We start from the raw sequence: 24,080 nt of genomic DNA, 5'->3' as shown, positions 1-24,080 counted from the left end.
AGACTTTAATCGGCGCGCTGGCTCAGCCAGGCGTGCAATTCAGGAAAATGATCAATCGCCAGTCGCGGCTCGAACGCCTTGAGCGCCTCGATGGACTGCGCACCATAGCTGACAGCCACCGAACCCATGCCGGCATTGCGCGCCATCTGCAGGTCGAACGAGGAATCCCCCACCATCAACGCCTGCGCAGGCAGCACCCCACAATGAGCCAGTATCTGCTCGAGCATCAGCGGATGCGGCTTGCTGGCCGTCTCATCGGCGGCACGGGTGATATCGAAATAATCGTCCCAACCATGGGCCTTCAATACCCGATCCAGCCCGCGACGGGCCTTGCCGGTCGCGACCGCCAAGCGATAACCCTCGCCCTTCAAGGTTTCAAGGGTATGAACCACGCCCTCGAACAACGGCGAAGGCTCGGCCTCCAGTGCAATGTAGTGATCGGCATAGTGCTGGCGAAAAACCACCAGCTCATCGTCGTCGATCTCCGGGTACAAACTGCGAATCGCTTCCGGCAACCCCAAGCCGATGATGCCCTTCACCGCAAAATCGTCGCACCGGGCAAAACCCGAGCGATCCGATGCGACATGCATCGACTCCACGATCCGACCGATGGAATTGGCAAGAGTGCCGTCCCAATCGAATATCAGCAATTTGTACTCAGGATGCACTCAGCCGCTCCACCGTCTTGGCCCACATGTCATCCACTGGGGCCTGCAATTTCAGCTCGCCGCCATCGGGCAGCGGCACGGTGAGCATATAGGCGTGGAGAAACAGGCGCTTGCCGCCCAGGTCGCGGATTTCCTTGGTGAAATCGTCATCGCCGTATTTACTGTCACCGGCAATGCAGTGGCCGGCGTGCAGGGTATGGACGCGGATCTGATGCGTGCGCCCGGTCACAGGCTTGGCCTCGACCAAGGTGGCGAAGTCGTCGAAACGGCGCAACACCTTGAACACCGTCAGCGCCTCCTTGCCCTCCTCATTGACTTCGACCATGCGCTCGCCGGAGCGCAGGTTGCTCTTGAGCAGCGGCGCACGCACTTGTTTGATGGAGGTTTCCCAGCGGCCACGCACCAGCGCCATGTAGCGCTTGTCGACGCCGTCGCCGCGCAGTTGCTCGTGCAAGTGGCGCAACATGCTGCGTTTCTTGGCGATCATCAGCAGGCCGGAGGTGTCGCGGTCGAGGCGATGGACCAGTTCCAGCTCCTTGGCGTCCGGACGCAACTGACGAAAGGCTTCGATCACACCGAAATTCAGGCCGCTGCCGCCGTGAACCGCAATGCCCGCGGGCTTGTTGATCACGATCAGGGCCTTGTCTTCGTAGACGATCGAGGCTTCAAGGCGTTGCAACAATCCCTGGGCCAAGGGCACCGGCTCATCGCGCTCGGGCACACGAACCGGCGGCACGCGCACGATGTCACCGGCCTGGAGCTTGTATTCGGGCTTGATCCGACCTTTGTTCACCCGCACTTCGCCTTTGCGCAAAATGCGGTAGATCAAGGTCTTGGGCACGCCTTTGAGCCGGGCCAGCAGGAAATTATCGATTCGTTGGCCGGCATATTCCGGCGAGACCTCGAGCAGTTGAACGCCAGGGGTCGAAGGGGCAGTAGTTGTCATGGCGGCGATCATAACAATTTTTTATGGAATTGAAGCACTTAATCATTGCTGCTATAGTCGCGAACGCCGCCAAAAGTGGCTGGACAGTGGACCAGCGGTCAAAAACCGGCCCTGACCAACGCAATTCACGAGGACGAGAGGCCGTCCTACGGGGCTTTCGCTACGTAACGGTAGAGTTTTCAGGTGTAACGAGCGCAGGTGACATGAGGCCTGAAATACGCCGCAAAGCAGAGTTTTGACTCGCCTTGCGCGCCACATTCACGGCCAGTTCACAAAGTGCAGTCAGCTGCGAACGACCCCGAGCGAGAGCTTCGGAAACAACGCCTAAATTAGCCATGATGCGTGACCTCCCCTTCCGGAGCTCACGGTAAATGCCAACCCGCTGCGGATTCTGCGCGCGGCAGCACCCGAATTATCAGGGATACGTGTAGGGTGGAGACGTACAACCGTCGGACTGTGTAGCACTAGGCTTATATTTAGACGCTTCATCTCGTCCACAGACGCCGGTTGATTCCTCCTCCTGACTGAGTGCTTGAGTACCAGCAAGCAGGACGCGTCCGTCGCGACTTCGCCATCATTGGGCCGAACTCGCTGGACACTGGAATGGCCTCGCCATCTCCAGGACGCACCTGACACCGACCGTGAGAAGTCGTGTGTGCCGAACGCCGTTTCCGGCAGCCCGGAAACCGACGGTACTACATGAAAAGAATGCTGATTAACGCAACTCAACCCGAAGAGTTGCGTGTTGCACTGGTAGACGGCCAGCGCCTCTACGACCTGGATATCGAATCCGGTGCACGCGAGCAGAAGAAGGCCAACATCTATAAAGGCCGGATTACTCGCATCGAACCAAGCCTTGAGGCTGCCTTTGTCGATTTCGGCTCCGAGCGCCATGGCTTCCTGCCCCTCAAAGAAATCTCCCGCGAATACTTCAAGAAGGCCCCTGAAGGCCGCGTCAACATCAAGGACGTCCTGAGCGAAGGCCAGGAAGTCATCGTCCAGGTCGAAAAAGAAGAACGTGGCAACAAGGGCGCCGCCCTGACCACCTTCATCAGCCTGGCCGGCCGTTACCTGGTCCTGATGCCGAACAACCCGCGTGCCGGCGGCATCTCCCGCCGCATCGAAGGCGAAGAGCGCAACGAACTGCGCGAAGCCCTCAACGGCCTGGTCGCGCCAGCCGACATGGGCCTGATCGTGCGCACTGCCGGCCTGGGCCGCAGCAGCGAAGAAATGCAGTGGGACCTCGACTACCTGCTGCAACTGTGGACCGCCATCAAAGAAGCCTCGCTGGATCGTTCCGCGCCGTTCCTGATCTACCAGGAAAGCAACGTGATCATCCGCGCCATCCGCGATTACCTGCGCCAGGACATCGGCGAAGTGCTGATCGACAGCGTCGAAGCCCAGGACGAAGCCCTGACCTTCATTCGCCAGGTGATGCCGCAGTACGCCAGCAAGATCAAGCTCTACGAAGACAGCGTTCCGCTGTTCAACCGTTTCCAGATCGAAAGCCAGATCGAGACCGCCTTCCAGCGCGTCGTCGAACTGCCGTCCGGCGGCTCCATCGTCATCGACCCGACCGAAGCCCTGGTGTCCATCGACATCAACTCGGCCCGCGCCACCAAAGGCAGCGACATCGAAGAAACCGCCCTGCAGACCAACCTTGAAGCCGCCGAGGAAATCGCCCGTCAGTTGCGCCTGCGCGACATCGGCGGCCTGATCGTCATCGACTTCATCGACATGACCCCGGCCAAGAACCAGCGCGCCGTGGAAGAAAAGGTCCGTGAATGCCTGGAAGCCGACCGTGCCCGCGTACAGGTCGGTCGCATCTCGCGCTTCGGCCTGCTGGAAATGTCCCGTCAGCGCCTGCGTCCATCCCTGGGCGAAAGCAGCGGCATCGTTTGCCCGCGTTGCAACGGCACCGGCATCATCCGTGACGTCGAGTCGCTGTCCCTGGCGATCCTGCGCCTGATCGAAGAAGAAGCCCTGAAAGACCGCACCGCCGAAGTTCGCGCCCAAGTGCCGATCCCGGTGGCCGCGTTCCTGCTTAACGAAAAACGCAACTCGATCACCAAGATCGAACTGCGCACCCGCGCCCGCATCGTCATCCTGCCGAACGATCACCTCGAGACGCCGCACTTCGAAGTGCAGCGCCTGCGCGATGACAGTCCGGAAGCCCACACCAACCAGTCCAGCTACGAAATCGCTGCCGCCGCCGCCGAAGTGGAAGAAGTCCAGCCGGCCGCCGCCACTCGCACCCTGGTTCGCCAGGAAGCCGCGGTCAAGACGGCTCCGGCCCGCGCCAACGCTCCGGTTCCGACCGAAGTGGCCGCTCCGGTTGCCGCCCCGGCCGCAGCCCCCGAGCCAAGCCTGTTCAAAGGCCTGGTGAAGTCGCTGGTCAGCCTGTTCGCCACCAAGGAAGAACCCGCTACCCCGGCCGTCGTCGCCAAGCCTGCCGCTACCGAGCGTCCTGCCCGCAACGAAGAACGCCGCAACGGTCGCCAGCAGACCCGCAACCGCAACGGTCGTCGCGATGAAGAGCGCAAGCCTCGCGAAGAACGTGCACCGCGTGAAGAACGTGCGCCACGTGAGCCGCGTGAAGAACGCCAGCCGCGCGAAGCCCGTGAGGAAGCACCAGTCGTAGCCCGCGAAGAACGCGCACCGCGTCCGCCCCGTGAAGAACGCCAGCCACGCGCACCGCGTGAAGACCGCAAGCCACGTGGCGAGCGTGAAGAACGTGTTCGTGAACTGCGCGAGCCACTGGATGCCGCCCCGGCCGTGGCTGCCGCCACCGCTGAAGAGCGTCCAGCCCGCCAGCCTCGTGAAGAACGCGCACCGCGTCCTCCACGTGAAGAACGCCAGCCACGCGCCGAACAGGCAGCCGCCGCTGCCAGTGAAGAAGAAGTGCTGAACGCCGAAGAGCAGTTGCAGGAAGATGGCCAGGACACCGCCGAAGGCGATCGTCCACGCCGCCGCTCCCGTGGCCAGCGTCGTCGCAGCAACCGTCGTGAGCGTCAGCGCGACGCCAACGGCAACGTGATCGAAGGTTCGGAAGAGTCCGAGTCCACCGAGAACGCCGAAGCGCCAAGCGCCGCGGACCTGGCCGCCGGCCTGGCCGTGACCGCGGCCGTTGCCAGCAGCGCGATCAGCGCCCCGGCTGAAGCCCAGGCTCACGAACAAGCCGAACGTGCCACCGCTGCGGTGGAAAACGCGCCGGTTGAAGCGCCTGTAGTCGAAGCCACCACCCCGGTAGAAGCCACCGCCTCGCCAGAAGTGGAACTCGCACCGGCCCATGACGCCCAGCCTGAAGCCGAAGTCGCCGTCGAGCCTGCACCGGTCGTCGAGGCTCCAGTCGTTGCTGCCGAACCGGTCGTCGAAGCACCGGCCGAGGAAAAGGCACCAGAGCCTGTCCGCGAAGAGCAGACTGCGTTCAACTGGACCGCCGAGCCAGCCGCACCGGCACCTGTTGTCGAGCCTGAGCCGGCACCAGAGCCCGTGAAAGCGGTCGAGCCAGAAGTGATCGAGCCTGCTCCAGTGGTCGAGGCACCGGTGGTTGCCGAAGTCCCGGCCCCGGTGGAAGAGCCTGCACCTGCCAGCGCCCTGACCGCGAATGGCCGTGCACCGAACGATCCACGTGAAGTGCGTCGTCGCAAGCGTGAAGCCGAGCGTCTGCAGAAGGAAGCCGAACAAGCTGCCGCTGCCGCCGCTCAAGCGCCTGCTGCCGAGCCTGCGCCAGTCGTGGAAGAAGTCGCCGAGGCAGCCCCTGCCCCTGCCCCGGTCGCCGAAACCCCGGTTGAATCGGCTCCGACGTTCGACGAGCCTCAGCACACCGCTGAAGAAATCGCACCACGTCACACTGAAGCCCTGGAAAAAGAGCACGAGCCTAAACCTCACGCCTGATTCCACCGCCCAGTAAAAAGCCCCGCCTGGTAACCCCAGGCGGGGCTTTTTTATGCCTTCAGAGTTATCCACAGGGGACTGGAAGCGGACAAAAGTCCAATGTGGGAGCGAGCTTGCTCGCGATGGCGCCGGGTCAGCTTGCATCAATGCTGAAGTCAGACCGCTTTCGCGAGCAAGCTCGCTCCCACAGGGTTCTGCGTCGCCTGTTATTTGAAGACCAGTGCCTCTGGCACATCCACATCCCACGTCACGCCAGGGTCGTCCACCGGCACTTCGACCACTTGCGCCCCGGCAAACAATACCTTGGCTCCCCGATCGCCGGTGAGCGCCATCAGTTTCGGCCCAAACTCACCACCGAATCCAACCGGATGCCCGTACTCACCGGCCAGGACCGGCACGCTGATGCCGTCCGCGCGAATCCCCGCCGCCACCTGCTCGATGCTCGACGGCAGGATGAAGGGCATGTCACCCAGCACCATCAGCCAGCCATCAAGCTCAGGGCAGGCCTGAACACCGGCGGCAATGCTGTCGCCCAGGCCGGGGGAGTCCAGTTCCACGAAATCGCAGCCATAGGCCTGGGCCATGCGAATGGCTTGCGGCCGGTCCTTGCTCGTCACCAGCACGCGCTTTTCCAGGGAGGCTGGCAGATTCACCAGCACCTGCTCGATCACCGAGCGCACGGCACCGTCACGCCCGGTGCAATCGGCGAGCAATTTATCCTTGCCGGGGCCTGCAATCCGGCGAAAACGGCTGCCCGTTCCGGCCGCCAGGATGATCACGCCAATCGACTCGCTCATACGCCCTCCTTACCCACGGCTTACAGCGGTTTTTTCTGCCGCAGTTCCACGCCATTCTTGATGGCCACGATTTCGGCCAGCAGCGACAAGGCGATTTCCGCCGGGGTATGGCTGCCGATATGCAAGCCGATCGGTCCATGCAAGCGCTCAATCGCCTCCGCAGACAAGCCTAGCTGAGCCAGGTTGTCCCGGCGTTTCTGGCTGTTGACCCGCGAACCCAGGGCGCCGACATAAAAAGCCTTGGAGTCCAGTGCCGTGAGCAGCGCCATGTCGTCCAGGCGTGGATCATGGGTCAGCGCCACAATGGCCGTGCGCTCGTCGGTCTGGATGCTCAACACGGCTTCGTCGGGCATCCCCGGGACGAAGCGCCCATGCTGTTCCTCCCAACCATAGACGAACTCCTTGCGCGGATCGCAAATCAGCACTTCGAAGTCCAGCAACCGGGCCATTTCCGCCACGTAGCGCGACAATTGCCCGGCCCCGATCAGCAGCAACCGCCAACGCGGGCCGTAAATGGCCCGCAGCACCTGCCCATCGAACACCAGCACGTCGGTCTTGATGGCCGGGGTCAGGACCACGTTGCCACTGGTCACCGTCAGTTCACGGGCGACAATTTCATGGGCTTCGCAGCGCTCCAGCAGTTCGGCGACCCACTGTGGATCGCCCACCCGCTCTTCGGTCAGGCGCAGGGTGCCGCCGCACGGCAGGCCGAAGCGCGCCGCTTCTTCGCGGGTGACGCCATAGGTGATCAGTTGCACCGGCGGACCGTCCGCCGGAATACGGCCGTCGTGCAGCCGGGCGATCAGGTCATCCTCGACACAACCGCCCGACACCGAACCGATCACCACGCCATCTTCGCGCAAGGCCAGCATCGCCCCCGGCGGCCTTGGCGCAGTGCCCCAGGTCTGGACCACGGTGAACAACACCACTCGCTGCCCGGCGCGGCGCCACTCGAGCACGCTGCGCAGGACATTCAGATCGACGCTGTCCATCAGGCCTTGGCCTGTTGCCAGCCTTGCAGCTGATAGCGCACAGGCAGGTTACGGATACGCTGGCCGGTGGCGGCGAAAATCGCGTTGCACAGGGCCGGCGCAATCGGCGGCACGCCCGGCTCGCCAACCCCACCCAACGGCACCTCACCCGGCGGCGTGACCAGGTGCACGGCCACTTCCTTGGGCGCCAGGGACATGCGCGCCACTTCGTACATATGAAAATTGTCCTGCTGCACCTTGCCATCCTTGAAACTGATTTCGCCCACCATGGCATTGCCCAGGCCCATGACGCAGGCGCCTTCGAATTGCGAGCGGATGCGCTCGGGGTTGATCTGCGGGCCGCAGTCCACGGCGATGTCCGCCTTGTGCACGATCACCGTGCCATCGTCCTTGACCTCCACCTCGAGCACCGCCGCCACGTAGGTGACGAAGCTGTAGTGCACCGCCAGCCCCAGGCCACGGCCCTTGGGCAGTTCCCGGCCCCAACCGGCGGCCTTCGCGGCGGTTTCCAGCACCGTGCGGATCCGCGCCGTATCAATCGGGTAACGCTCGGGGGATTCGCCGTAGTTCCATTCTTCGCTCAAAGTGCGCGGATCGATCTTACGGTCCGGCCCGAGCAATTTGACCTGGTACTTCAGCGGATCCTGGCCGGCTTTGTGGGCCAGTTCGTCAATGAAGCTCTGGATTGCGAAGCCGTGAGGAATGTTCGACACCGAGCGATACCAGCCCACCCGGGCATGGGCCACCGCCTCGGGGTTCTCCAGGCGCAGGTTGGGAATGGCGTAGGCCATGTTGGTCACGCCCATGCCTATTTCGAACGGTGCCTCGTGAGTCATGCCCGGTGCAAACAGTGCGGTGATGCTCGGGGCTACGGTGCGGTGCAGCCAACCGGACGGCATGCCGTCCTGGTTCAGGCCGGCCTTGAGGTATTCGGCCGATACGGTATGGAAGTACGAGTGATGAATGTCGTCCTCGCGGGTCCATTGCACCCGTACTGCCTGGCCGGGAAACTCCTTGGCGAGGACCGCCGCCTCGACGACAAAGTCAGGTTTCGACTTGCGTCCGAAACCGCCGCCCAGCAACGTGATGTTCACCGTGACCTTCTCGAAAGGAATACCCAGGCGTTCGGCGACACGTTCACGGGTCACCTGCGGCGCCTGGCTTGGCGCCCAGGCCTCGCATTGGCCGTCCTTGAACCGGGCGACGGCAACCATCGGTTCCATGGGGGACTGGGACAGGTGCGGCAAGTAATACGACGCCTCCAACGTCGAATCAGCCTTGGCCAGCGCATCGTCGAGGTCACCGCTGCTGCGCACGACTTTTCCAGGCTTGAGGGCGGCCGCTTCCAGTTCCTTGCGATAGACAATGGAGTCATAACCGGCATTCGGGCCGTCGTCCCACTGGATTTTCAGCGCCTCGCGGCCCTTGATCGCCGCCCAGGTGTTCTTCGCCACCACCGCTACGCCGCCCAACGGCTGGAATTCCGAGGGCAGCGGACGGCCCTCTATCTGGACCACCTTGACCACGCCCGGTACCTTCAGCGCCGCGCTGCTGTCCACGCTCTTGACCTTGCCGCCATAGACCGGCGGACGCGCGATGACCGCATAGAGCATGCCGTCGAAATGCACATCGGCACCAAACACCGCACGACCGTTGACGATGTCCGCGCCATCGATGGCCCGGCTCGCTTCCTTGCCGATGTAGCGGAACTCCGATGGCTGCTTGAGACGCAAGCTGTCACGGGCCGGCACCGGCAAGGCACTGGCGGCGGCTGCCAATTCGCCATACCCCAATTCACGTCCCGAAGGCTGGTGCAGCACTTTGTGCAGTTGGGCATGGCATTCACCCACCGGGACCTTCCACTGGGCAGCAGCGGCCAGTTCCAGCATGGTCCGGGCGGCAGCCCCGCAACGGCGCATCGGCTCGTACCAGTGACGCATGCTGCGCGAACCGTCGGTGTCCTGGTTGCCGAAACGCGCCTCATCGGCCGGCGCCTGCTTGACCTTGACCAGCGCCCAGTCAGCGTCCAGTTCGTCGGCGACCACCATGCTCAGGCTGGTGCGCACGCCCTGGCCCATTTCCGAACGGTTGCAGATCACGGTCACGCTGCCATCGGCGGCAACGCTGACGTACACCTTCGGGTCGTCGACCGCGCCATGGGGCATGCCCTCGGCGCCGAATTTCTTTTCCTCGGCAAAGGCATCCGGCAGGCCCCACGTTGCCGCCAGCACCAGCACGCCGGTGGCGCTCGCACCCTTGAGGAAACCACGGCGGCTGAGGTTGCTCAGCACGAAATCATCGGGCAAGCGGCTCATGCCTTGGCCTCCTTCAGGTGAGTGGAAGCCTGGCGGATCGCGGTCTTGATCCGGTTATACGTGCCGCAGCGGCAGAGGTTGCCGACCATAGCTTCTTCGATCTGCTCATCGCTCGGGTTGGGGTTGGTCTTGAGCAATGCGGTGGCGGACATAATCTGCCCGCCCTGGCAGTAACCGCACTGAGCCACCGCCGTGTCGAGCCAGGCCTTCTGGACGATTTGCCCGACCGGGTCGGCATGAAGCCCGTCGATGGTGCTGACGTCCTGCCCTTTCACCGAGCCGATTGGCGTGATGCAACTGCGCGCCGGGGCGCCGTCGATGTGGATGGTGCAGGCGCCACACAGGCCCAGGCCACAGCCGAATTTGGTACCGTTGTAACCGGCCACATCCCGGATAGCCCACAGCAGCGGCATGTCCTCGGTCACATCCAGTTGATGGTCTTTTCCATTGAGTTTCAGGGTAATCATGGGCACGCCCGCACATTATTCGAGTGATGGGGTCGAGCAATCTGCCGCTTGGGTAACGGGTCGGTTGTCGCAGACTGGCTCAGGCTGATCGGGCTCTCTTATGCAGTCGCACACAGGCGTCTGCACCGGGCCTTTAGGATGCGATGGTCGCATCGTTAGCGAACTAAATTAACCCAGGATCAAGCAAAACGCCCTGCACAATCCTGCACAAATGATCTGTGCGTGATTGTGGCAGGGCGTTGTTCAGTTGATCGCGAGCAAGCTTTGCTCCCACCGCGCTCAGTACCGATTGGGCTCCATTTCCAGCTCGACCTGGAAACGTTCGGCAATGTCTTTCTGGATGCGCAAGGCCAGGTCCAACAGTTGCGGGCCCGTGGCATTGCCGTAGTTGACCAGCACCAACGCCTGCAACTTATGCACACCCGCATCACCCTCGCGAAAGCCCTTCCAGCCGGCCCGTTCGATCAGCCAGCCGGCGGCGATTTTCATCTGCCCTTCGGGCTGTGGATAAGCCACAAGATCAGGGTATTGCTGCTTGAGATACGCCACGTGCGTGGCCGGCACCAGCGGGTTCTTGAAGAAGCTGCCGGCATTGCCCAGCATGGCCGGGTCGGGGAGTTTTTCGCTGCGGATGCTGCAAATGGCCCGGCTCACATCCGTGGGCGTCGGCTGATCGATGCCCTGTTCGGTCAGTCGCTGGCGAACCGGGCCGTACTCCAGATGCAAGTGTGCGGCGCGGCTGAGGGCAAAGCGCACCCGCAGGATCAACCAGCGACCCGCTTGCTGTTTGAACAGGCTGTCGCGATAAGCAAACCGACAGTCTTCAAGGGTGAAGTCCCTCAGCTCGCCGGTCTGGCGATCCAGGGCGGTGAGGCCGGCGAAGACATCCTTGATCTCCACACCGTAGGCGCCGATGTTTTGCATCGGTGCCGCGCCTACGGTACCGGGAATCAGGCTGAGGTTTTCCAGGCCCGACCAGCCTTGCGCCAACGTATGTTGGACGAAGGGATGCCAGGGTTCCCCGGCTTCGGCCTCGATCACCACCCGTTCGCCATCATCGCTGAGCAGGCGGATCCCCTGGCTGGCCATGCGCAGCACCAAGGCGTCGATGTCGCCGGTCAGCAACAGGTTGCTGCCGCCGCCGATCACCAGCAGCGGCACGGCATGCTCGCTGGCATAGGCCAGCGCCTGGCGAACATCGCCATCGTCGCGGGCTTCGGCGAACAACCGGGCGCTGACGTCCACGCCAAAACTGTTGAAGGGCTTGAGGCTGACGCCCGCCCGTACCTGCAAGGTCATAACCGCCCCTTCAATTCGATCACCAGGCGATCGGTGGCCCGCTCGATCAAGTCCAACACCTGCTCGAAGCCCTGCTCGCCGTCATAGTACGGGTCAGGCACGTCATCAAGTTCGGCTTCGTAGCGCCGCAGGAACAGATCCAGCTCGGCCTTGCCATTGGCCGGTTGCAGGGCCTGGAGATTGCGCAGGTTGCTGCTGTCCATCGCCAGGATCAGGTCATAGGCGGCAAAATCGGCGCGGGTCACCTGTTGCGCGCGCTGGGCCGACAGGTCGTAGCCACGCTTTACGGCCGCCGCCTGGCTGCGCTTGTCCGGGGCCTTGCCGACGTGCCAGTCACCGGTGCCGGCGGAAGCGACTTCCACCTGCCCGGCCAGCCCGGCCTCTCGCAACTTGTGGCGCAAGATGCCTTCGGCGGTGGGCGAGCGGCAGATATTGCCGAGACAGACGAACAGGACCCGCATCAGGCCTCCAGCAGGCGGCGAACGCGCTCGAGGTCTTCGGCGGTGTCGACACCGGTCGGTGGGGCGATCAGCGCATCGGCGACATGGATCCGCACGCCATGCCACAGCGCTCGCAGTTGTTCCAGGGCTTCAGTGTTTTCCAGCCAGCACGGCCCCCAGGCGACGAAGTCCTGGAGGAAGCCGGCGCGGTAGGCGTAGATGCCGATGTGACGACGGTACGGCACGCCTTGCGGCATCACGTCGCGACCTTGGGCGAAGGCATCCCGCGCCCAGGGCAACGTCGCACGGCTGAAGGTCAACGCCAGGCCATTGAGGTCGCTGACCACCTTGACCACGTTGGGATTGAACAGGGCCTGCACATCCTCGATCGGCTCGGCCAGGGTGGCCATGCGCGCTTCGGTGTGGGCCGCGAGGTTGGCGGCGACCTGATCGATCACGCTCGGCGGGATCAACGGCTCGTCACCTTGCACATTGACCACAATCGCGTCGGCGGCAAGACCGAGCTTCGCCGCGACCTCCGCCAGGCGATCGGTACCGGAATTATGGTCTTCGCGCGTCAGCACGACCTCGGCGCCAAAACCTTTGCAGGCCTCGACGATACGCGCATCGTCAGTGGCCACCACCACGCGCTGGGCGCTGCTTTTACTGGCTTGCTCCCAGACATGCTGGATCATCGGCTTGCCGGCGATCGACAGCAACGGCTTGCCGGGCAGGCGTGTCGAGGCGAAGCGCGACGGAATGACAACGGTAAAGGCGGTGGTCATTTATCCAGACGCTCGTCGGTGGTCAGGGTGCGGGCTTCGCTTTCGAGCATCACCGGGATGCCGTCGCGAATCGGGTAGGCCAGGCCGGCACCCTTGCTGATCAGTTCGGTCTTGTCGGCGCTGAGCTTGAGCGGACCTTTGCAGACCGGGCAGGCCAGAATATCGAGCAGTTTGGTGTCCATGGAATTCCCCTGGGTAAAAGGTGTTAAGGCAAGAGCCGATCCGGCAACAGGCGCATCAACTGCGTATCGAACCAGGCCGCGAAGGCCGGCGACGGCGCGGCGTCCACCGCCAGGTACCACCAGTCGGGCGCGGCGAAGGCACGGCATTTGACCGCGTCTTTTTCCGTCATGACCACCGGCAGGGATGGCTTGAAGTTCAAGGCCTGGGCGCTGTATTCGGCATGGTCGGCAAACCCGTGCGGTATTGGCCGCCAGTGTAGCGTTTCGAGGGTCTTGAAGAAACGCTGGGGGTTGCCGATGCCGGCCACGGCGTGCAGGGCCTGGCCGGGTGGAAAATGGTCGAGGGGGCAGCGTTCGCCACTGGCTAGGTTCACCAGTTCGGTGGGGCGCAATTGGAAGGCAAAGCCGTCTTCGCGGTCGGCACTGGCGCCGTTGTACAGCACGGCGTCGACCGATTGCAGGCGCTCGACCGGTTCGCGCAACGGCCCGGCGGGCAGGCAACGCCGGTTGCCCAGGCCGCGGGCGCTATCGATCAGCACCAGCTCGAGGTCCCGGGCCAGCCGATAATGCTGCATGCCGTCGTCGGACAGGATCAGGTCCAGCGGCTCGGCCTCCAGCAGCGCCTGGACCGCGCGGCTGCGGTCGGGATCGATCATCAACGGCACGCCCGTGCGCTGGACGATCAACAGCGGCTCGTCCCCCGCGACGTCGGCGCCCTGCCCGGCCGCGACCCGCCATGGCAGTTGCGGCGGCTTGGCGCCATAGCCCCGGCTGACCACCCCGACCCGCAAGCCACTGCGCTGGCAGTGCTGGATCAGCCACAGGATCAACGGCGTCTTGCCAGTGCCACCCACGGTGATATTGCCCACCACCACCAACGGCACGGGGGGCTGGTAGATCTGGCCTTCACCCGCCAGGAAACGCTCGCGCTTGCTCACCACCACCCGCCGGTACAACCACTCCAGCGGCCGTAGCAGGGTCAGGGCCGGGTGGCCTTCGTACCATGCGGCAAGCAATCGATCGGACATGGCCATCAGGGTGCGGGAGCCGCCTCGACCGTGGTCATGCGCAGATGGCTGAAACCGAGCTTGCCGGCCGCGTCCATGGCGGTGATCACCGATTGATGAGGGGTCTTGCCGTCGGCACTGATGGACAGCGGCAGGTTGGTGTCGCCGCCGGATTCTTTCTGCAGGGCCTCGATCAGGCTCGCCAGGTCGCTCTTGGGCAGCAACTGGTTATTCACCGAAAACGCCCCTTCGGCGCTGATGGTGACTTCCAGGTTCTTCAATTGCTGGTCTTCGGCCGGCGAGCCGCTGACGGCTTGCGGCAATTCCACCTTGAGCTGGGTTTCCCGGGTGAACGTGGTGGTCACGACGAAAAACAGCAGCAGGATGAACACCACGTCGATCAGCGACGCGAGGTTGATCTCGATGTTTTCCCGTGGCTTGCGGCGGAATTTCACTGCTTGCCCCCAGCCAGGTCCACGTCACGGTCACCCTGCACCACCTCGACCAGCTTGATGGCTTCCTGCTCCATGCCAACGACCAACTCGTCGACGCGGCGTTGCAGGAACCGATGGAAGAACACGGCCGGAATACCCACCATCAGGCCGGCGGCGGTGGTGATCAGGGCCTTGGAAATCCCCCCGGCCAGTACCGCGGCATTGGTGGTCATGCCAGAGCCGGTAAACGCGCTGAAGATGTCGATCATGCCCAGCACAGTCCCCAGCAGGCCCAGCAGCGGGGACATAGCGGCGATAGTGCCCAGGGTATTGATGTAGCGCTCCAGCTCATGGATGACCCGGGCGGCGGCTTCCTCGATGCACTCCTTCATGATCTCGCGACCATGCTTGGAGTTCGCCAGGCCGGCGGCAAGGACTTCCCCCAAGGGCGAACTGGCCCGCAGCTCCTTGAGCTTGTCCTTGTTCAGTTGCTTGTCCTTGATCCAGACCCAGACCTGCCCGAGCAGATGCTCCGGGGTCACGCGGCTGGCCCGCAGGGTCCACAGGCGTTCGGCAACGATACCCAGTGCCGCGATGGAACTCAGAATGATCGGCAACATCATCCAGCCGCCGGATTTGACCAATTCCCACACAGTGACTGCCCCCTCGAAAAAGTGCGCCACTTTATCACACAGACTCGCCTTGCAGACCCGCCCCGCCGATAAGCGCATCAGCCGATTGCCCTGGATCAATGTTGCCCCAGTGGCCCGACGGCGGGCGGATCGCGCCAGTAACGTCGGTGCCCGGCCTCGGTGCGCGGCACCTCGAACGCGCCCAGTTGCAGACGAATGGCGCCCTGCTCGGCGCTATCGTAGACCGCCAGGCCCGAGCGGCGGTAGCGGGCCATCACTTGGGGATGGGGATGACCGAACGCGTTGCCCTGCCCTCGAGAGATCAACACCGAATGCGGCTTGAGGCGCGACAGCAACGCCATCGACGACGAACTGCGGCTGCCGTGATGAGGCGCGGCCAGCCACTGGATCGGTAGCGCCAGGGCCTCGTCGAGCAAGGCGCGCTCGGCAGGGGTGTCGATATCGCCGGTCAACAGCAGGCGCTCGCCGCCGGCCTCCACCAGCAGGACGCAGGACTTCTGGTTGCTTTCGACAGCAGATGCCCAGCGCCACAGCTCGAACCCGACGCCATCCCACTCCCAGCGCCTGCCGCTGTCGCAAGGCCCGGCTTGCAGTTCATCGGGCAGCGCGTCGGGATCGCCACTGATGACTTCCATCGTCGGCAGCCCATTGCGCACTGCTTGGGCACCGCCGGCATGATCGGCATCGGCATGACTGAGGAGCATCAGGTCCAAGCCGTGCACACCGAGCTTGCGCAAGGTCGGCAGTACGACGCGCTCGCCCGCATCGGCCTCGCCAAAGCGCGGCCCGGCGTCGTAAAGCAGGCTGTGATGCCGGGTGCGTACCAGCACCGCCAGCCCTTGGCCCACGTCCAGTTGCCAGACCTCGGCGTGCCCTTGCGGCAGGTGTTCTCGCGGGGGAAACACCATCAACAGCACCATCGGCCACCCCAGCACACGCAGCGGCACGCCTTTGGGCAGCAGCAGCAAAAATGCCCCTGAAGCGGCGATGCCCAAGGCCCACGGCGGGATCGCAACGGGGACCCAGGCGGGTATTCGTCCGGCAATCAGCCCCAGCCCCTTGAACAACAGATCGAGCAACCCGCCGGCGATCCACAGCAGGCCTTCACCGATGAGCGGTACTGGCAAAAACGCCGTGCCGAGCAGCGCTGGCGGCAAGACCAGCAGGCTGATCCAGGGCACCGCGAGCAAGTTCACCAGCGGCCCGCTGAGGCTGACCGGCAAGCCCACGATCAACAGCAACGGACACAGGCCGACCGCAACCAGCCACTGGGCACGGGTCCAGGTTTGCCACCAGCGCCAGGGCCCCAGGCGAGCGCCAAAGATGAACATCAAGATGGCCACGGCCGCAAATGACAACCAGAACCCTGGCCGCAGGCTGGCGAGTGGGTCGAACACCAGCACCCCGACGAAGGCCAGCAGCCATGCCCACCACGGATCCGGCTGTTTGAAACGCAAGCGCCACAGCAACACCAGGCCAATCATCGCGCAGGCCCGTCGCACCGGCACCTCGAAACCGGCGAGCAAGCCGTAGCCCAGGGCGGCGCAAAAGGCCAGCGCACAAGCCCAAGGCAACCACGCCAGCCCCGCCGGCCACAGGCCATAACGCGCCGCGCCGGCCACCAACAGATACACCAGGCCGGCCAGCAGGCCGATGTGTTGCCCGGAGATCACCAGCAAATGAACGGTGCCAGTGTCTTGCAAAACCTGCCAGTCCTCGCGACTCAGCCCGCCGCCGTCGCCCAGGACCAATGCCGCCAGCGCGCCGGAGCGGCCGTGGGCGTCGACCTGTACCAGCGCCTGGCGCACCTCGTCACGCCAGGCGCCCCGGGCCGCTTGCAGGAGCCGCCCGTCCTTGACCGTACCGGTTGCGCCAACGCCACGGCTCAACAACCAGGCGGCGTAGTCGAAACCGTGTGGATTCAACAACCCGGCGGGCCGCTTGAGCTTCACCGCCAATCGCCATCGTTCGCCACTGTTGATGGGCGGTCCCGCGAACCAGGCCAGGCGCATCGTTGTCGGTAATCGGGTACGACGTGAATGGACATCGGCCAGTTCGAAGCGCACCACGCCATCGCCCTGTTGCGGCAAACCGACGACGCGCCCTTCGACCCAGCGGGTTTCTCCGTCCAGGGCGGCGGGCAATCGATTGTCCAGCGCCCACTGCGCCGACAGGCAGGCCCAGGCCAGCCCGAACAGGAAAAAACCCAGCGGGTAGGTTCGAAACGGCAACACCATCAGCGCCAGCACCGGCATGGCTGCAACCAGCCACAACGGCGGCAGTACCGGTAAACAAATCGGGGCCAACAACCCCAATGCAAGCGCGACTAACCCTGTGCGCATAACCCGTCCTTGAGAGTGCCCCTCTTCAGGCATAGACGGTCAGCGGCACCCCCGGCGTTATCAATTGTCACAAAGTCTGAATCTGCCAGCCGTAGAATCCAGACATACTTGCGGCCTTTACTGCGTTGAACCGACCGAGAAGCCTTATGCCCCGGCGCCTATTCAAACGTTACATGCCAGACCCAGAGAGCATTCGGGAACATAAGTCCTTACGTTTTCTCGGCACCCTGCTGCACGACCCCAACCTTTGGCACCTCAATCGGCACTCCGTGGCCCGGGCGATGGCTGTTGGCCTGTTTGCCGCATTCCTGCCAATCCCGTTGCAAATGTTGCTGGCCGCCGCGCTGGCCGTCACGGTGCGCGGCAATATGCCGATTGCGGTGAGCCTGGTGTGGCTGACCAATCCGATCACCATGCCTGCGGTGTTTTTCTGCACCTACCAGACCGGTGCCTGGCTGATGGACGTGCCTGCCCGGACACTGCCCGAAGAACTGACCTGGGAATGGATCAGCGGCCAGTTATCCACCTTGTGGCAGCCATTCCTGCTGGGCTCGGTGGTGACCGGCCTGGTGCTCGGTGCCCTGGCCTACTTCGTCACCATGAGTTACTGGCGCTGGTGGGTGGCCAGACAGTGGCGGCGGCGCAAGAAAAGCCGGATGTGAGATGCAAAAAAGGCCTCCTGGGAATGGAGGCCTTTTTTGTGGTGCATGGACTGCGTCCACCCAAATCCCCTGTGGGAGCGAGCTTGCTCGCGAAAGCGGTGGGTCAGCTTGCATTGATGCTGAATGTGCCGCCGTCATCGCGAGCAAGCTCGCTCCCACTGGGGGCTGGGGTCAGGTGCGCATACCGCGCCCGCTGACCAGCAACCGCGCACAGCCGATATAGAGCACCACGGTGGCCACCAGCATGAAGGTGATGGCGATGCTGATCTTGATGTCCGACACCCCGAGGATCCCGTAACGGAACGCGTTGACCATGTGCAACACCGGGTTGGCCAGGGACACGGTCTGCCAGAACGGTGGCAACAAGGAGATCGAGTAGAACACCCCGCCCAGGTAGGTCAGCGGCGTGAGCACGAACGTCGGGATAATCGAAATATCATCGAAGTTGCGCGCAAACACGGCATTGATGAACCCCAGCAGCGAAAAGATCGTGGCCGTGAGCACCACCACCAATATCGTCACCCCCAGGTGATGCACCTGCAGATCGGTGAAGAACAACGACAGCAGGGTCACGATCAGGCCCACCGCCAGGCCGCGCAGGACACCGCCCAAGGTGTAGCCGATGAGGATCGTATGGGGCGACACCGGCGAGACCATCAGCTCCTCGATCGAACGCTGGAACTTGCTGCCGAAGAAACTCGACACCACGTTGCCGTAGGAGTTGGTGATCACCGACATCATGATCAGCCCCGGCACGATGTAGTCCATGTACGTGAAGCCACCCATGTCGCCGATCTGCCGGCCGATCAGGTTACCGAAGATCACGAAGTACAAGACCATGGTGATGGCCGGCGGCAGCAGCGTCTGCGGCCAGATCCGCATGAAACGCCGGACTTCACGGTAAACGATGGTATTGAGGGCGATGAGGTTGGGGCGCAGTTCGGAACTCATGCTCATACCGCCACCTTCGCCAGATTCTTCTCCACCAGGGACACGAACAACTCCTCGAGGCGATTGGTTTTGTTGCGCAGGCTCAGCACTTCAATGTTTTGCAGGGCCAGTTGGGTGAACAGCCCGGTGATGCCCACGGCTTTGTCCACCTGCACTTCCAGGGTACGGCTGTCCACCAGGCGCGCCGGATAGCCGATGAGCTGGGGCGCGGTCTTCAGGTCGTGTTTCAGGTCCAGCAGGAAGGTTTCCACATGCAGTTGGCTGAGCAACTGGCGCATGCTGGTGTTCTCGACAATGGTGCCGTGGTCGATGATGCCGATGTTGCGGCACAACTGCTCAGCCTCTTCCAGGTAATGGGTGGTGAGGATGATGGTGATGCCTTTCTGGTTCAGTTCGGTCAAAAAGCTCCACATCGAACGACGCAGTTCGATGTCCACGCCAGCGGTCGGTTCGTCGAGGATCAGCAGGCGCGGCTCATGCACCAGCGCGCGGGCGATCATCAGGCGACGCTTCATGCCGCCGGACAGTGAACGGGACGGCACGTCACGCTTGTCCCACAGGCCCAATTGGGTCAGGTACTGCTCGGCGCGCTCGTTGGCGATCTTTGGCGGAATGCCGTAGTAACCGGCCTGGGTCACGACGATGTCGAAGGTCTTTTCGAACTGGTTGAAGTTGAATTCCTGGGGCACCACGCCAATGCAGCGCTTGAGGGCTGCGGGCTCGCGGTCCAGATCATGACCGAACACGTTCACCGTGCCGCTGGTCTTGTTCACCAAAGTGGAAAGAATGCCGATGGTGGTGGATTTGCCGGCACCGTTAGGGCCGAGCAAGGCGAAGAAATCACCTTCGGCGACGTCCAGATCGATACCACTCAAGGCCTGGAAACCGTTGCCGTAGGTTTTGGTTAGCTGCCGGATGGACAGAGCGGAACTCATATCGGATTACGCACCAAGAAGGGAGGGAAGAAAAGAATAGATAAGGGCGGGCGGCGAGCAATGCAACACGGCGCACCAAGGCAATGGTGCTTGGCGTCGCCGCACAAGTACAGTCAAGCGTGTTGATAGTAGGTATTAAGTCAACGCGGTCATGACGGCTTTGCGATAGGCCGGGCGCTGCTGCAACCGCGCGTACCAGGCCTGTACGGCAGGCCGCTCGGCGCGCTGGATGGGCATCTCGAACCAGGCATAAATGAAACTGCCCAGGGGAATGTCGCCCACGCCGATTTCATCACCCGACAGGTAAAGCTGTGCACTCAAGGTCCGCTCGACCATGGCCAGCAGATCGTCGCACTCCTTGATCGCCGCGTTGATGGCCGTCCAATCCTGTTGTTCGGCCGGGGTGCGCAAGACGCCCCAGAACACCGTGCGAAACGGTGCGGCAAAGCTGGACGTGGTCCAGTCCATCCATTTTTCAGCCTGGGCCCGGGCCTGTACGCCAGCAGGATACCAAGCCGAACCCGACGCATGACGAGCCGCCAGGTAACGCACGATGGTGTTGGACTCCCAGAGCACGAAGCCGTCGTCCTCGATCATCGGCACGCGGCCGTTGGGGTTTTTCGCGCGGTACTCGGGCGTGTCCACCACACCGAACGCCCCGCCCGCATCGATAGCCTCGTAGGCCAGCCCCAACTCCTCCGCGCACCATAATGCCTTGCGCACATTCGATGAATTTTTCCGGCCCCATATCTTCAGCATCACGGCGTCCTCGATGGATAAATGCCGCAGCAGCATACGCCGGATCAGGCGCGACTCAAATCGCCCTGCATGTCGCCGAGCAAGCGCGGCACCTGTTCGCCGAACAGGTGCGGGTAGCACTTTTCCAGGTGTTCGAAGAAGAATGCCTCGGGCACGTCGGCGAACTGGCCATGGTCGGTGATGTACTCCATCAGCTTCGCCCCTTGCCGATTGAACGGGTGGAAGACGCTGTCGTGGCGACCGTCGAATTCGAGCGGGGCCACGTCGAACAACGCGCACAAGCCCTGGTTGAAAGCTGGCGTGGCCTTGACCCAGCGGTCGTTCAGGTACAGCTCGGTATAACCGTGCATGGCGAACACGTCGCTCCTGAGCAACTCCAGCAGACGCGGGGTGGACAGGTGGTTGCGTACATCCGCCAGGCCGATGCGCGCCGGGATGCCGCAATGCCGGGCGCAGCCGGCCAGCAAGGTGGCCTTGGGCACGCAATAGCTTTCCCTTGCAGCCAGCGCATAGCTGCCGCGCAGGGTCGCCGGGTCGCGACTGAAGGTATAGGGGTTGTAGCGCACCGCCTCGCGCACGGCGTAATACAGGCTGACCGCCTGGGCCCGCGGGTCGCGCTCGGCGCCGCGGTGGGTTTCGGCGAAGTCGATGACCGCGGGATGATCGCTGTCGATGAAGCGGCCGGGGTTCAGATATTGCTGCATAAAGGAAAGGCCTCTGGAAAAACATCACCCCCGCGTAGGAGCTGTCGAGTGCAACGAGGCTGCGATCTTGTCCCAGACAGTTGAATCGCAAGCGAAAGATCAAGATCAAAAGATCGCAGCCTTCGGCAGCTCCTACGGAGGGCTTGCCTCGAGTTTATCCACAGCCCCGGCTCAGGGATAACGGCATTCCGGCCAAACAATGGCGTTTTCTCACCTTGTTAACGAACGATTTCCCGCGGCTGTTGCCAACCAGACTGGCGCAATGCAACCAGGGTTTCCCACGAAATCAATCACATCGCGCCGACTGCCGGTTTTGCAGATGCCGTCTAAGCTCTGAAGGTCGGTTTTGCCTTGGTTCACGGAGGATTACATATGCTGTTGTTGTGGATACTGGTCCTGGTTGTCGGGATCGCCTGGCTGGCGCATCGGCGTACCGCCCCGCTGCCCGCGCTGGGTATCGTCGCGGTCTACCTGTTGGCCATGGGCATTTTCAGCCACGCGCCCGGCTGGCTGATGCTGATCCTCTGGGTGGTGCTCGCGGCTGTCGCGGCCCCGCTGCTGCTACCGGACCTGCGCCGCAAATATTTCAGCGCGCCGATGTTCGACTGGTTCCAGAAAACCCTGCCGCCCATGTCCGAGACCGAGCGCGACGCCATCGATGCCGGCACGGTGTGGTGGGATGGCGAACTGTTCAGCGGCCGCCCGGACTGGGACGTGCTGCTGGCCTACCCCAAGGTGCAACTGACCGAGGAAGAGCAGGCGTTCCTCGACGGCCCTACCGAAGCCCTCTGCGCGATGGTCAGCGACTGGCAGATCGGCCAGGCCATGGACCTGCCCCCTGCAGCCTGGGCCCATATCAAGGAGCACGGGTTCTTCGCGCTGATCATTCCCAAGGAATATGGCGGCAAGGGCTTCTCCGCCTATGCCCACTCCCAGGTCGCGATGAAACTGGCCACGCGCAGCGGCGACCTGGCCTCCACCGTGATGGTCCCCAACTCCCTCGGCCCGGCGGAACTGCTGCTGCACTACGGCACCGACGAGCAACGCGACCATTACCTGCCGCGACTGGCCCGCGGCGACGATATCCCCTGCTTCGCCCTGACCGGGCCGCTGGCCGGCTCCGACGCCGGGGCGATGCCCGACACCGGCATCATCTGCAAGGGTGAATGGGAGGGCCAGGAAACCCTCGGCCTGCGCCTGAACTGGGAAAAACGCTACATCACCCTCGGCCCGGTGGCCACGCTCCTGGGCCTGGCCTTCAAGGCGTATGACCCCGACCACCTGCTGGGTGACGAAGAGGACCTGGGCATCAGCCTCGCCTTGATTCCCACCGACACCCCAGGCGTGCATATCGGCCGCCGTCACCTGCCCCTGGGCGCCGCGTTCATGAACGGACCGAACTGGGGCAAGGACGTGTTCATCCCGCTGGACTTCCTCATCGGCGGTCAGGCGATGCTCGGCAAGGGTTGGATGATGCTGATGAACTGCCTGTCGGTCGGGCGCTCGATTTCCCTGCCCGCGGTGGGCACCGGCGCTGCGAAGTTCACCAGCCTGGTGACGGGCCAGTACGCCCAGGTCCGCGAACAATTCAACGTACCGTTGTCGGCGTTCGAAGGCATCCAGGAAGCCATGGCGCGCATCGGCGGCAACGCCTGGTTGATGGATGCGGCACGCATGCTGACCGCCAACGCCGTGGACCTGGGGGAAAAACCTTCGGTGCTGTCGGCCATCCTCAAGTACCACCTGACCGAGCGTGGTCGCGAGTGCATCAGCCACGCCATGGACGTACATGGCGGCAAGGGCATCATCATGGGCCCGAACAATTACCTGGGTCGCAGTTGGCAAGGTGCGCCAATCTTCATCACGGTCGAAGGCGCGAACATTCTGTCGCGCAACCTGATGATCTTCGGCCAGGGCGCCATTCGCTGCCATCCGTTCGTCCTCAAGGAAATGGCCCTGGCAACCCGTGAAGACAAGGACCAGGCACTGATCGAGTTCGATGCCTTGCTGCTCAAGCATATCGGTTTCGCCGTCAGCAACGCCGCCAGCACCCTGGTGCTCAACCTGGGCTTGGGGCATTTCGAGAAGGCCCCCGGCAATGCCTTGAGCCAGGGTTATTTCCGCGCCCTCAACCGGCAGGCCGCGGCATTCGCGCTGCTGGCGGATTTGAGCATGATGCTGCTGGGCGGAGAGCTCAAACGCCGCGAACGCTTGTCGGCCCGCCTGGGCGACGTCTTGAGCAACCTGTACCTGGCGTCCGCCGCGCTCAAGCGTTATCACGACCTGGATTCGCCGGACCACATGACGCCGCTGTTCACCTGGGCCATGGAAGAAAGCCTCGGCCAGTCGGAACGTGCGCTGGATGAACTGCTGAGCAACTTCCCGAACCGGGTACTGGGTTGCCTGTTGCGCCTGGTGGTGTTCCCCTTCGGTCGGCGTCACAAGGGCCCGAGCGACAGGCTCGACGCCGAGGTGGCCGCGGTCATCGGCCGGCCCAAGGGCGATCCGACTCTCGAAGAGTTGCTGCAGGGTTGCTATCGCCCGCAATCGACCGACGATCCGGTGGGCGCCCTGCAACATGCCGCCGACCTGCTGGCCGCCGCTCATCCGCTGCACAAGAAACTGCACGGTGCGCTCAAGCAGGGTCAGCTCAATCCGGCGCCTGGCGAACCCCTCATCGATGCGGCCTTGGAGGCCGGCGTGCTGCAAGCCGGTGAAGCGCAGACCTTGCGCGCGGCCGAGGCGGCGCGGCGCAAGGTCATCGACGTGGATGATTTCGACAAGGCCGAACTGACACTGGCGCCAGACAAGGTCCGTTGATACTGACGGCCAGGTACGCCGTCAC

Annotated in this window: 21 protein-coding genes; 3 read left to right on the top strand and 18 right to left on the bottom strand. The window is 63.3% G+C overall.

Annotated elements, in window-relative coordinates; translation table 11 throughout:
• Window positions 1-5: 5 nt before the first annotated feature.
• Entirely contained in the window at window positions 6-668 is a 663-nt protein-coding gene (locus BLP82_RS13420; protein ID WP_092168501.1) for an HAD-IA family hydrolase, read from the bottom strand.
• Window positions 658-1,614, bottom strand: a complete 957-nt coding sequence (gene rluC, locus BLP82_RS13415; protein WP_060743156.1) for a 23S rRNA pseudouridine(955/2504/2580) synthase RluC — start codon at window positions 1,612-1,614, stop codon at window positions 658-660. Before rluC ends, BLP82_RS13420 begins: the two co-directional genes overlap by 11 nt.
• A gap of 699 nt (window positions 1,615-2,313) precedes the next feature.
• Here rluC and rne point away from each other — a divergent pair.
• Entirely contained in the window at window positions 2,314-5,511 is a 3,198-nt protein-coding gene (gene rne, locus BLP82_RS13410; RefSeq protein ID WP_092168498.1) for a ribonuclease E, read from the top strand.
• Window positions 5,512-5,717: 206 nt separating this feature from the next.
• Here the strand turns inward: rne and BLP82_RS13405 are convergent, their stop codons facing one another.
• The 12 genes from BLP82_RS13405 to BLP82_RS13350 form a co-directional block, all read right to left on the bottom strand.
• Entirely contained in the window at window positions 5,718-6,308 is a 591-nt protein-coding gene (locus BLP82_RS13405) for a nucleotidyltransferase family protein (RefSeq protein ID WP_092168495.1), read from the bottom strand.
• Window positions 6,309-6,328: 20 nt separating this feature from the next.
• Window positions 6,329-7,300, bottom strand: coding sequence for an XdhC family protein (locus BLP82_RS13400; protein WP_092168492.1), 972 nt, complete (start codon window positions 7,298-7,300; stop codon window positions 6,329-6,331).
• Window positions 7,300-9,615, bottom strand: a complete 2,316-nt coding sequence (locus BLP82_RS13395) for a xanthine dehydrogenase family protein molybdopterin-binding subunit (protein WP_092168489.1) — start codon at window positions 9,613-9,615, stop codon at window positions 7,300-7,302. The genes BLP82_RS13400 and BLP82_RS13395 overlap by 1 nt, the downstream gene beginning before the upstream one ends.
• A complete protein-coding gene (locus BLP82_RS13390; protein WP_092168486.1) occupies window positions 9,612-10,082 on the bottom strand; it encodes a (2Fe-2S)-binding protein in 471 nt (156 codons plus the stop codon). The genes BLP82_RS13395 and BLP82_RS13390 overlap by 4 nt, the downstream gene beginning before the upstream one ends.
• Before the next feature lie 279 nt (window positions 10,083-10,361).
• Window positions 10,362-11,381, bottom strand: coding sequence for a UDP-N-acetylmuramate dehydrogenase (murB, locus tag BLP82_RS13385; RefSeq protein ID WP_092168484.1), 1,020 nt, complete (start codon window positions 11,379-11,381; stop codon window positions 10,362-10,364).
• Window positions 11,378-11,842, bottom strand: coding sequence for a low molecular weight protein-tyrosine-phosphatase (locus BLP82_RS13380; protein WP_092168481.1), 465 nt, complete (start codon window positions 11,840-11,842; stop codon window positions 11,378-11,380). Before BLP82_RS13380 ends, murB begins: the two co-directional genes overlap by 4 nt.
• Complete coding sequence (gene kdsB / locus BLP82_RS13375; RefSeq protein WP_092168478.1) at window positions 11,842-12,606, bottom strand: 3-deoxy-manno-octulosonate cytidylyltransferase; 765 nt, start codon at window positions 12,604-12,606, stop codon at window positions 11,842-11,844. Before kdsB ends, BLP82_RS13380 begins: the two co-directional genes overlap by 1 nt.
• On the bottom strand, window positions 12,603-12,788 hold the full coding sequence (locus BLP82_RS13370) for a Trm112 family protein (RefSeq protein WP_003179363.1): 186 nt from the start codon (window positions 12,786-12,788) through the stop codon (window positions 12,603-12,605). Before BLP82_RS13370 ends, kdsB begins: the two co-directional genes overlap by 4 nt.
• 23 nt (window positions 12,789-12,811) lie before the next feature.
• On the bottom strand, window positions 12,812-13,822 hold the full coding sequence (gene lpxK / locus BLP82_RS13365; protein ID WP_092168476.1) for a tetraacyldisaccharide 4'-kinase: 1,011 nt from the start codon (window positions 13,820-13,822) through the stop codon (window positions 12,812-12,814).
• Complete coding sequence (locus BLP82_RS13360) at window positions 13,822-14,250, bottom strand: ExbD/TolR family protein (protein WP_053123850.1); 429 nt, start codon at window positions 14,248-14,250, stop codon at window positions 13,822-13,824. Before BLP82_RS13360 ends, lpxK begins: the two co-directional genes overlap by 1 nt.
• Complete coding sequence (locus tag BLP82_RS13355; RefSeq protein WP_170842311.1) at window positions 14,247-14,882, bottom strand: MotA/TolQ/ExbB proton channel family protein; 636 nt, start codon at window positions 14,880-14,882, stop codon at window positions 14,247-14,249. Before BLP82_RS13355 ends, BLP82_RS13360 begins: the two co-directional genes overlap by 4 nt.
• Window positions 14,883-14,977: 95 nt before the next feature.
• Entirely contained in the window at window positions 14,978-17,224 is a 2,247-nt protein-coding gene (locus tag BLP82_RS13350) for a DNA internalization-related competence protein ComEC/Rec2 (protein WP_092168473.1), read from the bottom strand.
• Window positions 17,225-17,370: 146 nt separating this feature from the next.
• On the opposite strand from BLP82_RS13350, the gene BLP82_RS13345 reads away from it, so the two are divergent.
• Window positions 17,371-17,886, top strand: coding sequence for a DUF2062 domain-containing protein (locus BLP82_RS13345; RefSeq protein ID WP_046063671.1), 516 nt, complete (start codon window positions 17,371-17,373; stop codon window positions 17,884-17,886).
• Between the two features lie 171 nt (window positions 17,887-18,057).
• Here the strand turns inward: BLP82_RS13345 and BLP82_RS13335 are convergent, their stop codons facing one another.
• From BLP82_RS13335 to BLP82_RS13320, 4 genes are all read right to left on the bottom strand, one after another.
• Window positions 18,058-18,837, bottom strand: coding sequence for an ABC transporter permease (locus BLP82_RS13335; protein WP_170842314.1), 780 nt, complete (start codon window positions 18,835-18,837; stop codon window positions 18,058-18,060).
• Window positions 18,838-18,839: 2 nt separating this feature from the next.
• Window positions 18,840-19,772, bottom strand: a complete 933-nt coding sequence (locus BLP82_RS13330; RefSeq protein WP_092168464.1) for an ABC transporter ATP-binding protein — start codon at window positions 19,770-19,772, stop codon at window positions 18,840-18,842.
• A gap of 135 nt (window positions 19,773-19,907) precedes the next feature.
• Window positions 19,908-20,531, bottom strand: a complete 624-nt coding sequence (locus BLP82_RS13325) for a glutathione S-transferase family protein (protein WP_092168738.1) — start codon at window positions 20,529-20,531, stop codon at window positions 19,908-19,910.
• A 44-nt stretch (window positions 20,532-20,575) separates the two neighbouring features.
• Complete coding sequence (locus tag BLP82_RS13320; RefSeq protein WP_092168461.1) at window positions 20,576-21,235, bottom strand: transglutaminase-like domain-containing protein; 660 nt, start codon at window positions 21,233-21,235, stop codon at window positions 20,576-20,578.
• Between the two features lie 372 nt (window positions 21,236-21,607).
• Between BLP82_RS13320 and BLP82_RS13315 the strand changes: the two genes are divergently transcribed.
• The gene (locus tag BLP82_RS13315; RefSeq protein ID WP_092168458.1) at window positions 21,608-24,055 is read left to right on the top strand and encodes an acyl-CoA dehydrogenase; all 2,448 of its coding nucleotides are present in this window, start codon (window positions 21,608-21,610) and stop codon (window positions 24,053-24,055) included.
• The last annotated feature ends 25 nt before the right edge of the window (window positions 24,056-24,080 follow it).

It is taken from the genome of Pseudomonas sp. NFACC37-1, from assembly GCF_900101575.1.
Lineage (GTDB): Bacteria > Pseudomonadota > Gammaproteobacteria > Pseudomonadales > Pseudomonadaceae > Aquipseudomonas > Aquipseudomonas fluorescens_AA.
This window is presented reverse-complemented; position numbering and strand designations above follow the sequence as displayed.